Origin of the sequence: Propioniciclava coleopterorum, from assembly GCF_011393335.1 — a bacterium.
Lineage (GTDB): Bacteria > Actinomycetota > Actinomycetes > Propionibacteriales > Propionibacteriaceae > Propioniciclava > Propioniciclava coleopterorum.
Window position 1 is genome coordinate 1,330,283 of sequence record NZ_CP049865.1, and the last position, 12,610, is coordinate 1,342,892.

The 12,610-nt window shown below is 71.5% G+C and carries 12 protein-coding genes and 2 pseudogenes; 11 read left to right on the top strand and 3 right to left on the bottom strand.

The genetic code is table 11. The annotated features are described in order from the left end of the window. Window positions 1–101: 101 nt before the first annotated feature. Together G7070_RS06410 and G7070_RS06415 are read right to left on the bottom strand one after the other, a co-directional pair. Window positions 102–755, bottom strand: a pseudogene (locus tag G7070_RS06410) (response regulator); the annotation flags it as partial. 114 nt (window positions 756–869) lie between these two features. Continuing rightward, a complete protein-coding gene (locus G7070_RS06415; RefSeq protein ID WP_166232869.1) occupies window positions 870–2,126 on the bottom strand; it encodes a sensor histidine kinase in 1,257 nt (418 codons plus the stop codon). A gap of 158 nt (window positions 2,127–2,284) precedes the next feature. Here G7070_RS06415 and G7070_RS06420 point away from each other — a divergent pair, with 158 nt between their 5' ends. From G7070_RS06420 to G7070_RS06470, 11 genes and pseudogenes are all read left to right on the top strand, one after another. Next, window positions 2,285–2,986 (top strand): hypothetical protein, encoded by a 702-nt coding sequence (locus tag G7070_RS06420; RefSeq protein WP_166232871.1) that lies wholly within the window; start codon window positions 2,285–2,287, stop codon window positions 2,984–2,986. A 51-nt stretch (window positions 2,987–3,037) separates the two neighbouring features. After that, the gene (gene arfB, locus G7070_RS06425; protein ID WP_166232873.1) at window positions 3,038–3,475 is read left to right on the top strand and encodes an alternative ribosome rescue aminoacyl-tRNA hydrolase ArfB; all 438 of its coding nucleotides are present in this window, start codon (window positions 3,038–3,040) and stop codon (window positions 3,473–3,475) included. 318 nt (window positions 3,476–3,793) lie between these two features. Beyond that, window positions 3,794–3,952: pseudogene (locus tag G7070_RS19820) on the top strand (histidine kinase); the annotation flags it as partial. 77 nt (window positions 3,953–4,029) lie between these two features. Beyond that, entirely contained in the window at window positions 4,030–4,497 is a 468-nt protein-coding gene (locus tag G7070_RS06435) for a sensor histidine kinase (protein ID WP_166232875.1), read from the top strand. Then, the gene (locus tag G7070_RS06440) at window positions 4,494–5,174 is read left to right on the top strand and encodes a response regulator (RefSeq protein ID WP_166232877.1); all 681 of its coding nucleotides are present in this window, start codon (window positions 4,494–4,496) and stop codon (window positions 5,172–5,174) included. Before G7070_RS06435 ends, G7070_RS06440 begins: the two co-directional genes overlap by 4 nt. Window positions 5,175–5,465: 291 nt before the next feature. Continuing rightward, complete coding sequence (nrfH, locus tag G7070_RS06445) at window positions 5,466–5,960, top strand: cytochrome c nitrite reductase small subunit (protein ID WP_246227448.1); 495 nt, start codon at window positions 5,466–5,468, stop codon at window positions 5,958–5,960. A gap of 5 nt (window positions 5,961–5,965) precedes the next feature. After that, window positions 5,966–7,417 carry an ammonia-forming cytochrome c nitrite reductase subunit c552 gene (locus G7070_RS06450; RefSeq protein ID WP_166232879.1) on the top strand — a complete coding sequence of 484 codons (1,452 nt, stop codon included), beginning with the start codon at window positions 5,966–5,968 and terminating at the stop codon, window positions 7,415–7,417. A gap of 205 nt (window positions 7,418–7,622) precedes the next feature. Then, on the top strand, window positions 7,623–8,666 hold the full coding sequence (locus tag G7070_RS06455) for a tetratricopeptide repeat protein (RefSeq protein WP_166232881.1): 1,044 nt from the start codon (window positions 7,623–7,625) through the stop codon (window positions 8,664–8,666). A 10-nt stretch (window positions 8,667–8,676) separates the two neighbouring features. Beyond that, window positions 8,677–10,050: a cytochrome c biogenesis ResB family protein gene (locus tag G7070_RS06460; RefSeq protein ID WP_166232883.1), complete on the top strand. Its 1,374-nt coding sequence runs from the start codon at window positions 8,677–8,679 to the stop codon at window positions 10,048–10,050. 68 nt (window positions 10,051–10,118) lie between these two features. Beyond that, window positions 10,119–11,051 (top strand): c-type cytochrome biogenesis protein CcsB, encoded by a 933-nt coding sequence (gene ccsB / locus G7070_RS06465; RefSeq protein WP_166232885.1) that lies wholly within the window; start codon window positions 10,119–10,121, stop codon window positions 11,049–11,051. 12 nt (window positions 11,052–11,063) lie between these two features. Then, a complete protein-coding gene (locus G7070_RS06470) occupies window positions 11,064–11,672 on the top strand; it encodes a TlpA family protein disulfide reductase (RefSeq protein WP_166232887.1) in 609 nt (202 codons plus the stop codon). 85 nt (window positions 11,673–11,757) lie between these two features. Here the strand turns inward: G7070_RS06470 and G7070_RS06475 are convergent, their stop codons facing one another. Further along, entirely contained in the window at window positions 11,758–12,579 is an 822-nt protein-coding gene (locus tag G7070_RS06475; RefSeq protein ID WP_166232889.1) for a MerR family transcriptional regulator, read from the bottom strand. Window positions 12,580–12,610: the final 31 nt, after the last annotated feature.

The window sequence follows — 12,610 nt, forward strand, 5'->3', positions numbered from 1 at the left end:
CGGTGGACAACCCTGTGGATAACTTCTAGACAGGAGGCCGCCCGGCGTCGCGATGGCGACCGGGCTCGCCGGGCTAGGGAGCGGTCAGGCGAGCGGGGGCGGAGCAGCCCGGCGCGCTCGGCGAGCACCGCCACCGCCACGCGGTTCCGGGCGCCGAGCTTGATCTGGGCGGCCCCCAGGTGCTGCTTGGCGGTCGCCTCGGAGATGTAGAGCCGGGCGCCGATCTCGGCGTTGGTGAGCCCCTCCCCCGCGGCCACCACGACGTCGCGCTCCCGCTCGGTCAGCCGGGCGACCAGGGCGGACGCCTTGCGTCGCAGGTCGGCGTCCTGGTTGCGCTCGAGATGGTCCAGCAACTGCCGGGTGCTGCGCGGGGAGAGCACGGCGTCCCCGTTCACCACCGAACGGATGGCCCCGATGATCTCGGTGGGCGAGGCGGCCTTGAGCAGGAACCCCGAGGCACCGGCCTCCAGCGTGCGGACGACGGCGTCGTCCACGTCCCAGGTGGTCAGGGCGATCACGTGCGGGGGCTGGGGCAGCGCCCGCACCGCCCGGGTCGCCTCGACACCGTTGAGGCGGGCCATCCGCAGGTCCATCAGGACGACGTCGGGGTGCGTGGCCTCGACCGCCGCGACGACCTCGTCGCCGTCGGACGCCTCCCCGACCACCTCGATGTCGGCCGCGGCGTCGAACAGGTAACCCAGCCCCGACCGGACGAGGGGATCGTCGTCGACGAGCAGGACGCGGATGACGGGCACAGCCGCATCCTAGGGCCGCCCACCGACACCTTCGACCAGCGGCGGGATCGACGCGGGCGGTTCAGCGGGCCGGGGCGGGCGGTTCAGCGGACCGGGGCAGTCGGGGCGGGCGGTTCAGCGGGCCGTCGCGGCGTCCCGCCAGGGCAGCACCACCCGGACGCGGAAGGTCGTCTTGTCCTCGAGGCCGTACTGCAGCTTGCCGCCGAGCAGTTCGGCGCGCTCGGCGATGCCCTTCAGGCCGCGCCCCGCGTCGGCGCCGGCGCCCTCGGCCACCCCGACGAACCGATTGCGGGCGTCGATCACCACCCCGGTCGCCGGCGCGCCCTCCACGGTGAGCAGGACCGGCTCGCCCGGGGCGTGCTTGCGGGCGTTGGTGAGCACCTCCTGCACGATGCGGTACACCGCCCGCGACAGGGTGGGGTCGGCGCGCTCGGCCTCGGAGATGAAGATCGACGAGCTCACCACCTGGCCGGCGCCGAAGGACTCCTGGACGACCTCCCGCAACCGGCTCAGCGGGATCTCGGGGGTGTCCTCCCCCAGCGGGTCGCGCAACACCTGGAGCAGCGAGCGGAGGTCGTCCATCGCCTCGCCGGCGCTCTTGCGCACCAGCCCGGCCGACTCCTGGACGCGCGGGTCCTCGCCCGCGTTGAGCTCCAGCGCCCCGGCGTGCAGGTTGAGCAGCGACAGCCGGTGCCCCATCGCATCGTGGACCTCGCGAGCGATGCGCTCGCGCTCCTGCCGGCGGGCGACCTCGTCGCCGAGGCGTCCGACGGTCTCGACGGCGCCGCGCACCTCCGCGCCCTGCTTCCTCGTGAGCCTCCGCAGCCGGAGGAGGTACCCGATCCCCACGGCGCCGGCGAACCAGACCACGGTGATCGCCACCACGGCGCCGATCGGGGCGTCGACCCGCTCGAGGTCCGGTCCGGTCGGCGTCAGGAGCATCTTCGACACGGACGCGCCGCGCGGCTGGGCAAGGACATCTGCCGTGACGACCGCCGCGACGGACGCCGCCGCGACCCCCAGCGTGGCCCAGACCGCCGGTCCACGCCGGCGCCCGACGAGGGACGCCACCAGGACCAGCAGCAACGCGATGCCGATCGGGACCACGAGCGGAACCAGCAGCGCGGCGAACGTCAGCACGAACGGGAACCGATGCCGCCAGAACAGGGCGACGGGTCCCGCGACCGCCAGCAGCATGCCCAACACGGCGAGGGAGGCCGTGCCGAGGTCCGGGGTGGCCCCCTGGACGTTGCCGCCCACGGGGGAGAAGACGGCGCTGGTCATCATCGCCAGGCCGACCGGGGGCAGCATGAGCGCGGTCACCCACCAGGGCGAGGCCGCCCCGTCGTCGATCCGCTCGTAGCTCAGCACACGCTCATCGTAGGGACGATCCCCCCCGGACGGCGCCCCACCGAACGGCGGTGGAACCACACCCGATCGGGGGAGGCGGTTCCACCCGAAGCGTCGATGTGCCGGCCACCCCGCGGCCGCTGGGATGGACCCGTTCCCAACGACCCGAGGAGTACGCCATGTCCCAGCAGCCCATCCAGCCCTTCCCCGCCGACTCCGCCGCCCCCGGCGCCCAGCAGCCGCTCCCGCCGGCCAAGCCCGGACGCAACACCATCGGCCTGATCGCGCTGATCGTGGCCGTGCTGGGCTTCGTGTTCGCCGTGATGGAGGGCGCCTACATCCTCGGCTGGGTGCTGCTGCCCATCGGCTTCATCCTCGGCCTGGTCGGGCTGTTCGCACGGGACAAGCCCAAGCTGACCGCCATCGCCGCCGTCATCGTCGCCATCGTCGGCACGGTCGCCGGGGCGATCGCGTTCACCTCCTCCATGGGGCGCATCGTCGACGAGGCCTTCCAGCAGGCCGGCACCACGACCGTCGCCCCCGCCACCCCCGGCGTCGCCACCACCACGGACGCCGCCGCCTCGACCACCCAGCCGGCGACCGGCAAGCGGACCATCGAGCTCAAGGTGGCCACCGAGCGCGGCGCGACGGTGACCTACGGCACCGGCGCGGGGAGCAGCAACGAGGAGATCAAGGCCGCCTGGACCAAGACGCTCCAGACCGACAAGTCCTTCGAGATCGTGTCCCTGGTGGTCGTCTCGTCCGACTTCACCAAGGCCAACAACGTCACCTGCGAGATCCTCGTGGACGGCCAGAGCGTCGCCCAGCAGTCCGGCAGCGGCACCGGGGCCATGGCGTCCTGCACCGCGACCGTCAGCTGACCCCTCCGCGCCCGACGCCCGGCCATCCGGCCGGGCGTCTACGCTGACGCCGTGAGCGACCTCCACGTGCCGCCCGGACCGGGCATCCCACTGGGCCTCACCATCCCCGGACGCGAACTGTCCGAACGGTTCGCCCGGGCGTCGGGACCCGGCGGCCAGGGCGTGAACACCACCGACTCGCGCGTCCAGCTCAGCTGGGATCTGGGCGCGAGCACCGCCGTCTCCGCCGCCCAGCGCGACCGACTGTTCGACCGGCTCGAGACCCGGCTGGTCGGCACCACGCTCACCATCGACGCCGCGGAGTACCGCTCCCAGCGCCGCAACCGCACCGCCGCGCGCGAGCGGCTGGCCGCGATCGTGCGCGGCGCCCTGGCCCCGCCGCCCCCGAAGCGGCGTCCGCGGCGGCCGTCCCGCGCCTCGATCGAGCGCCGCCTGGCCGAGAAGCGCCACCGGTCACAGCTCAAGCAGTCCCGGCACCGTCCCGACTGACCCATACCCAGGGGCACAACCGGCCCCACGCAGGTTGGATCGAACGACCCATCACCCCTTCTACTACGCAAAGTAGGACAAAAGGGCGTTTCCGTCCTACACTCGCCTTGGAGGAGGCGAGGCACCAGTGGACCGACGCGACGCGGCAGGCACCCGAACCCTGCAACGACTACGGCTTGCGGGCCTCGTGGCCCCGTCGTCTTCGTGGGACTGTGCATGTCGCTGCGTCCCTTCCTGGTGGACGTGCTGGGCCTGCACCTCGCCCACACCACCATCGACGCGGTCCTGTTCGGCAGCGCGGTCCTCTTCGGCTGGACCATGTACCGGCTCCTGGACCAGGCACATACCGTCGTCGTGGAGGCGGGCTGCCGCAACGCCGCCCTCCTGGAGCGCGAGCGCATCGCCCGCGAACTGCACGACAGCCTGGCCCAGGTGCTGGGCGTCACCCACCTGAAGCTGCACGCACTGGCCGGACGCCCTCGGTCACCGCCGACGAGAAGGCCCACCGGGACGCCCTCGAGCTGGCCGACCTGTGCCACGAGGCCTACGCCGACGTGCGCGAGGCGATCATGGGCCTGCGGGACGCCACCCGCCCCGATCGCAGCCTGCCGCAGCACCTTGAGGAGTACGTGGCGGCGTTCACCCGCACCAGCGGCATCTCCACCGACCTGGTCCTCGACGACGGCGTCCGCCTCTCCCCGGACGCCGAGGTGCAGGTCCTCCGCGTCGTGCAGGAGGCCCTCACCAACGTCCGTAAGCACTCCGGCGCCGTCCGCGCGACGGTCCACCTCAGCCGCGGCCCGCGGCAGGTCAGCGTCGTCGTCGAGGACGACGGCGAGGGGTTCGACCCCCGCCAGACCCGCCCCGACGGCTTCGGGCTGACCGCCATGCGCGACCGCGCCGAGTCCGTCGCCGGCCGCCTCACCATCGACTCCCAGCCGGGGCGCGGGACGCGCGTCGTCGTCCAGTTCCCGACCCCCGACGGCCTTCGCCCACGACTCCCCGAGGAGATGAGCGCGTGACCACCGCGACCCAGGCGCCCCCCGTCCGCATCCTGCTCGCCGACGATCTGCTGCTGTTCCGGCGCGCGATCGCCGAGCTCATCGACGACCAGGAGGACCTCTCCGTCATCGGCCAGGCCGACAACGGCGTGGAGGCGGTCGAGATGGCCCAGGCGCTGCGCCCGGACATCGTCGTCCTCGACGTCGAGATGCCGGTCATGGACGGCATCGCCGCCGCCCGGCGGATCCGCGAACTGCTCCCCGAGACCCGCATCGTGATGCTGACGGTGTGGCAGGACGACGACCACCTGCTCGAGGCCATCCAGCTCGGCGTCCACGGCTACCTGCTCAAGGATCTGCGGCCCGACGAGCTCTACGCCATGCTCCGCTCGGTGATGCGCGACGAGACCCCGGTCTCCCCCGCCCTCGTCGGCCGGCTGCTGACCGCGCTGCGCGAGTCCGGACGCCGCACCGTCGTCCCCGAGCCCGAGCAGGCCCAGCTGTCGCGACGCGAGCTGGAGGTGCTGCGCCTCGTGGCGGACGGTCTGTCGAACAAGGAGATCGGCGCCAACCTCTGCATCACCGAGGGCACCGTGAAGAACCACGTGCACAACGCGTTGGCCAAGCTGGGCATGGAGAACCGGATCCAGGCCGCCGCCTACATCGTGCGCCAAGGGCTGGGCCTGCCGCGTCGCTGACGCCCCGGCCCAGCCGGCCCCGGTCGCGCGGGCGGCGTCCCCTCGGTCGACCCTCCGCGCGGCCCCCGGCCGACACCGCCTCCATGCCCCGAACCACCCGGCCGAACACTCGGAGCGCGCCTCGTTCGCAATGAGAGCGTCAGGGACCGCATCCCCGTTCGTCATGCCCCCGGGTATACCTCCGCGCTGCCGCTGTGCCCCTTTTCTACCCCCCGGCGGATGGGATCGGGCTTGCTTCCTCGAAAGGATGGCGGGGTCGAGATCTGTCCACACGTGCGAAAGGAGGGGCAGGTGGAACCCACCAAGACTGGCTTCGTCCAGTGGATCGGCGGCGTCCGCGGCGTCTTCCTGATGATCGCGGGTGGCCTGGTCGGCATCCTGCTCGGGGTCGCGCTGTTCACCTTCGGCTACGCCGGCGGCTGGGCCTACTTCGGCAACGATCCGGCGACCTGCAACCAGTGCCACGCGATGAACGAGCAGTACGACGCGTGGGCCAAGGGCAGCCACAAGAACGTGGCGGGCTGCAACGACTGCCACTCGCCGCACGACAACATCATCCACAAGTACGTGAACAAGGCTGACAACGGTTTTTGGCACGCCCTGAAGTTCACGACGGGCGACTACCCCGAGAACATCAAGATCCGCGAGATGAACCGTGAGATCACCCAGGAGGCGTGCCTGTCCTGCCACGCCAACCTGGTCTCCGACATCGAGAGCACGCGGGTGGGGCACGCGAACCGAGTCGACTGTCTCCAATGCCACAGCAACGTCGGGCACATGAGGTGATCCAGATGGCCAAAGAAACCAGAACCAAGCCACGGTGGCTGATCCCGGCGGGGGTGTTCCTCATCGCAGGCGCCCTCGTCACGCTCGGGATCGCGTCGTTGCTGATGAGCATCATGGAGAAGAGGAACGAGGCGCAGACCCCGTACTTCCCCGTCGTCCAGCTCGACGAGAAGAGCTTCGACCCCGCCGACTGGGGCAAGAACTTCCCGCTGCAGTACGAGGGCTGGCTGGCCACCAAGGAGATGCCGGTCGAGGACCAGCAGCCGCAGACGCCGACCGCCACCGATCCGCGCACGATCGTCGCCAAGAGCAAGATCGAAGAGGATCCGCGCCTGGTCACCATGTGGCAGGGCTACGCCTTCGCGGTCGACTACCGCCACCCGCGCGGCCACGCCTACATGCTGGAGGACCAGCGCTTCACCAAGCGCGTCACCTCCCCGCAGTTCAAGCAGCCCGGCGCCTGCCTCAACTGCCACGCCTCCACCGTCCCGATCATGGACGAGCTCGGCAACGGCGACCGCAAGGCCGGCTTCGACGTCATGAACAAGATGACGTACCAGGCCGCCACCGAGCTCGCCGAGCACCCGGTCGCCTGCATCGACTGCCACGACCCCAAGACGATGGCGCTGCGCGTGACGCGTCCCGCCTTCGAGGAAGGGATCAAGGAGTACAAGGCCGGCCAGGGCATCAAGGACTACGACGTCAACCGCGACGCCACCGCCCAGGAGATGCGCTCCTTCGTGTGCGCCCAGTGCCACGTCGAGTACTACTTCAAGGGCGAGGAGAAGACCCTCACCTTCCCGTGGGACAAGGGGCTGACCGCCGACGACGCGCTGGCCTACTACGACGAGGTGGGCTGGAGCGACTTCACCCACAAGCTCACCGGCGCGAAGGCCGTCAAGGCGCAGCACCCCGACTTCGAGACCTGGAGCCAGGGCGTTCACGCCAAGTCCGGTGTGACCTGTGCGGACTGCCACATGCCCTACCAGCGCGAGGGAGCGGCGAAGGTCTCCGACCACCAGATCGCCAGCCCGATGCGCAGTGACGAGTCCATCAACGCGTCCTGCCTGACCTGCCACAGCAACACCGAGCAGCAGATGCGCGATCGCGTCGAGGGCATCCACTCGACTTACGAGCAGACCAAGAACGTCGCGTTCGACGCCCTCACGGCGCTGATCTACGACATCGAGGCCGCCCAGAAGAACGGCACGCCCGAGGCGCAGGTGGAGGCCGCGCGCGGCTTCCAGCGCAAGGCGCAGTTCTTCCTGGACTACGTGGTCAGCGAGAACAGCCGCGGCTTCCACGCCCCGGCCTACACCAACCGGTTGCTCAACGATGTGACCGACGCCTCGCGCCGCGGCCAGATGGCCCTGCGTGGCGTGGAGTACGAGCCGGCGGGCCCGCCGACTCCGGCTCCGATCGGGCAGCCGACCCTGGCTCCGGACAAGCGCAAGTAAGCAGCTCTCGTTCGGTTTCGGGACGGGGAGGGGGAAGGGTGATCCCCCTCCCCGTTCTCATGCCCTGGAATGTACCCGCGGGTATACCCCGACCATGCCCCCTCTACCCGAACCGTGCCCCCGGCGGATTGTCTACGACACGCTGTAGCAGAGAGGCTGGAGAGCGTGGGAAGGACTATCACCCGGTCCCCCACGAGGAGTGAGCATGAGACGCCCTGCGCGCCCTGACGACGACGGCACCTACGCCGACATGGACGCCTTCGCCGAGCCGGATCCGGCGCAGCCCGACGCGGACGCCCCCGCCGACCCGGAACCCGCACCCGCCGACCCGGAACCCGCACCGTCCGAGCACGCCGCGCCCGGGCGGGCCCCGTCCGCAGCCGAGCCCCAGGACCCCGAGGCTGACGCCCCCGAGATCGAGCCCGTCGTGACCGAGGACACCGACGGCCCGGCGGCCGGAACCGACACCGCCGACGCGACGGCGGAACCGGACGCCGAGCCGGACGCGCCGCAGCCCGCCTCCTCCGAACTCGGCGAGGACCCCGTGCCGCTGGGCGAGGACGACCCGCCCGCGCTGGTCCGGCGAGCGCCCCGCGCCGCCGCCGTGGAGAAGGGCGCCGGGCGCAAGGCCCCCAAGCTGCTGTTCCTCGCCATCGGCGTCGCGATCGGGCTGGGCGTGGCCTGGTCGGTCAACGGACTGGCCCCCGCCCCCACGGCCGCCGCCGGCATGCCCAGCAACCACCCCGACATCTCCGGGGCCACGGCGTCCCCCGCGCCGGCCGCGCTCGACGAGGCCAAGGTCGCCGAATGGACGAAGCAGGCCGAGGCCAACCCCGCCGACCCCGCACCGCTGCGCGCGCTGGCCGACGAGTACGGGCGCGTGAAGGACTTCGGTGAGGCCGCCGTCTGGCTGCGCAAGCTGCTCGATCTCAACCCGGCCGACACCGACCAGCGGCTCATCCTCGGGGTGGCGCTGTACAACGACAACCAGCTCGAGGCCGCCGAGGCCGAGTGGCTGACCGTCGCCGAGCAGATCCCCACCAGCCCCGACCCCTGGTACAACCTGGGCTTCCTGTACCTCAGCCAGGACCCGCCGAACGACGCCAAGGCCGAGGCCGCCTGGAACAAGGTCCTCGAGCTGGCGCCCAACACCGAACTGGCGGCCGCCGTCACCCGACACCTGCAGAGCCTCAACACGCAGCTCCCGGTGAACGTGACCCCGGCCCCGTCACCGACTCCGAGCAAGTGAGGACGCCGGCATGAGCATCGAGACCCGACCCACCGTCGACCACGGCGCCGAGGCGCCCGAGGAGCACCACGACCTGTCCGTGGGCGAACTGTTCCGGCGGCTGTACGCCCTGTTCTACAACAAGCGGTTCGGCCTGCTGCTGATCCTCGCCATGGCCGTCCTCACGCTCGTCGGCGTCCTGTTCCCGCAGGCGCCCGGCGAGGTGCTGGCCGATCCCGAGTCCAGCGCCCAGTGGCTCGCGGGCCAGGAGGGCCGCTACGGCAACTGGACCGGCGTGCTGGCCGCGGTGGGGATCTTCGGGGTGTTCTCGGCGATCCCCTTCAAGGTCGTCACGATCCTGCTGGCGCTGAGCATCATCGCGTGCACGACGCATCGGCTGCCGCTGCTCTACAACCAGGCGATGAAGCCGCGCGTCCGCGTCCGGCCGACCTTCTTCGACCACGCCCGCGTCCGCGCCACCGCCGTCGTGAAGGGCGACGAGGCCGCCGCCGCGGAGGCCGTCCGGCAGCGGCTGCTCAAGGAGCGCTACCGCGTGACCACCGGCGAGGACGGCGTCCCGCTGTACGCCGACCGGAACCGGTTCGCGCCGTTCGGCACCGTGGTCGCCCACGCGGCGTTCGTGGTGATCCTCGCCGGGGTGTTCATCACCTCCACGTTCGGCTTCCGGGTCGACGACCTGTCCGTGCCGATCGGGACGCGCGTCGAGGTCGGCCGCGACACCGGCCTGGCGGTCGAGGCCACCTCCTTCAAGGACTCCTACAACCCGGACGGCTCGCCCAACGACTACGTCTCCGACCTGGTCCTGTTCCACGACGGCCAGCAGGTCGCGTCCCAGACCGTCCGGGTCAACGCGCCGCTGAACTGGAACGGCTGGTCGCTCAACCAGGCGTCCTTCGGCATCGCGGCCGACCTCAAGGTCAGCGCCGCCGACGGCAGCGTCGTGTTCGATCAGTCGATCCCGCTGGTGTACCAGACCCAGGACCGCCAGTACGCCTACGGCCGCATCGACCTGCCCGAGCAGCAGCTCCAGATCTACCTGATCACGCCCGCGTCGGGGAAGGTCGTCGACGACATCCCGGCCGGCAAGGCCCAGATCGAGGTCTACCCGTTCGGCGCCGAGAAGCCGTCGTTCCAGACCATCCTGACCCCCGGCGAGGCCGTCACCGGCGCCGACCACTCCTGGACGTTCGCCCGCGAGCGTCAGTACACCGGCCTGATGCTGAGCCGCGACCCGGGCGCCGTCTGGGTCTGGGTCGGCAGCGCGATGCTCGCCATCGGCACCTGCTGGACCATGTTCCTGCGCCACAAGCGGATCTGGGTCCGGCTCGAGCCCGTCAAGGGGGCACGCGCGTGTCCCTCGCCTCGCCCGACCGTCACGACGTGACGTTCGAGCGCTCCGTCCACCGCCTGGTCGCCACCCTCGGCGGCAACGAATCGAAGAGGTAGTCACCCATGCTCGAGCTGTCCCGCGCCCTGCTGATGGGCGCCACCGGCCTGGTGATCGTGTCCCTGATCATCAACGTCGTCGTCGTGGCGACCCGCCACCGCAAGCCCGTCTCCAAGGCGGCGCGCAAGCCCGTCGCCGTCGGACGCGGCGCGTCCCATCCGGTCTCCCCGCTCAGCCCGGCCGAGTTCGACGAGAACCCGAACCCGGCCGTCGCCCCGGCGCCGCAGCGCGGGGTGGCCTGGTTCAGCGACCGGTCCGTCGAGGTGGCGCTGCTCGCCATGACCGTGGCGCTGATCCTGCGCAGCGTCGTCACCGGGCACGCCCCGTTCTCCAACCAGTACGAGTTCGCCTGCGCCTTCGGCTGGGGCATCACGGCCGCCTACGTATACTTCGAGCGGAAGTACCGCGTCCGGACGCTGTCACTGGTCGTGCTGCCGCTCGTCGTCACCGCGATGCTCTACGCGTTCGCGCAGGGCTCGGAGGCCGCGCCGCTCATGCCCGCGCTGCAGAACCGGCTGCTGCTGACGCTGCACGTCATCACCGCGGTCATCGCCTACGGCGCCGCGGCGGTGTCCTCGGCGGCCGCCATCCTCTACCTGCTGCGTCCGCGGCTGACGAAGATCAAGGGCCTGCCCAGCGCCGACCTGCTCGACGAGATCGGCTACCGCGGCATCGTCATCTGCTTCCCGATGCTGACGATCATGATCATCCTCGGCGCGATCTGGGCCGACATCGCCTGGGGCCGCTACTGGTCGTGGGACCCCAAGGAGACGGCCGCGCTGGTCACCTGGCTGATCTACGGCGCCTACCTGCACGCGCGCGTCGTCCGCGACTGGCGCGGCAACAAGGCCGCCTGGCTGCTCATCCTCGGCTTCGCCGCGGTGGTGTTCACCTTCCTGGGTAACCACTTCTTCGGCGGCCTGCACAGCTACGCCTGATCGGGGATCGGTATGAGCGCTCCCACGGCCCCGCGCCCGCAGGTCACCGTCGAGAACCCCGCCGGCACGCGCGGGCGGACCCTGCTGGTCATCGCCGTCGTCGCCGCCATCGTGCTGGGCGGCGGCTGGTGGATGACCCGCCCGGTGATGACCGGCGGCGCCGAGGGCAACTACGCCGGCGTCCAGGTGGACGGCGCCGCCACCGCGCCCCGGGTGGGCACGATGGCGCCCGACTTCACCGCCACGACGACCGACGGCCGCACGATCACCCTGTCGCAGCTGCGCGGCCGGCCGGTGTGGCTGAACTTCGGCGCCACGTGGTGCGCCCCGTGCCGCGTCGAGGCGCCCGACATCCAGGCCGCGCACGCGGCGCAGGAGCAGGGCGTCCAGATCATCGCGGTGTACCTGGGCGAGGACCGGACGGCCATCGAGCCGTTCGCCTCCTCGCTCGGCCTGACCTACGACCACGTGCCGGACCCGAAGAAGGCCCTGGCGTCCGCCTGGGGCGTCAGCGGGATCCCGGTGCACTGGTTCATCGACTCCGACGGCATCATCCGGTCCACCCAGGTCGGCATCCTGGGCCCGGGCCGGATCACCGAACTGCTGGCGCAGGTCGGCTGACCACCGACCCCGTCGGCCTCGGGTCCACCGACCCGACGACGCCCGCCTCCCCTGCTCCGGGAGGCGGGCGTCGACGCGTTGCACGTCAGCGGTGCACCGGCACGCACACGTCGGTGAGGTAGTCGGCCGGGGCCGCCTGCGACGGGTCGTTCAGGTACAGGTTGAACACGTGGCTGGCGGGGTCGTCGGCCGTCCAGGCCGGGCGCAGGCCGTGCTCGGTCATGAAGGCGGCGATGCTGCCGTGCCCCTGCGGGATCGCCTCCGCGTAGGGGCCCTGGACGCGCGCGACGACGACGTCCCGGGCGGGAACGTCGAGGCCGACGAGCGGGGCGGCCACGGCGGTCCCGGGCGCGACCTCGACGAACGCGGACTCCTCCACGTCGGACTCCTTGTACTCCTGGTCGTGCTCGATGCAGCCGCCCGTCCCGGTGGGCGCGATGCCCTGGGCCTGCAGGGCGGGCATGAGCGCGTCCCAGAGGACGCCCTCGGCCTGGTAGGACGGGATGACGCTGCGGTAGGTGGCCAGGCGCGTGGCGGGCAGCGACTTCAGGGTGACGTCGATGGTGGACATGGTGGTCTCCTTCAGGTGGTCCAGCAGGGAATCGATGAGGTGGAGGCGCTGCGTGGCGGCGGCGGCCTCGTCCACGAGCACGGCGCGCTGCAACAGCAGCGACCGCTCGAACGTGGGGGTGCCGCGGGCCGCGAGCAGGGCCCCGATGGCGGAGACGCCCAGGCCGACGTCGCGGAGGTTGCGCAGGTCGACGGCGTCGGTCACCTGGGACGGGGCGTAGCGCCGGTAGCCGGACGCCGCGTCCACCGACGCCGGCGCCAGGACGCCGTGCTCGTCGTAGTGCCGCAGCATCCGCACGCTGATCCGCGTCCGGGCGGAGAACTCCCCGATCGTCATCTGCGCCCCGCGGGGGCCTGTGGGTCATCGG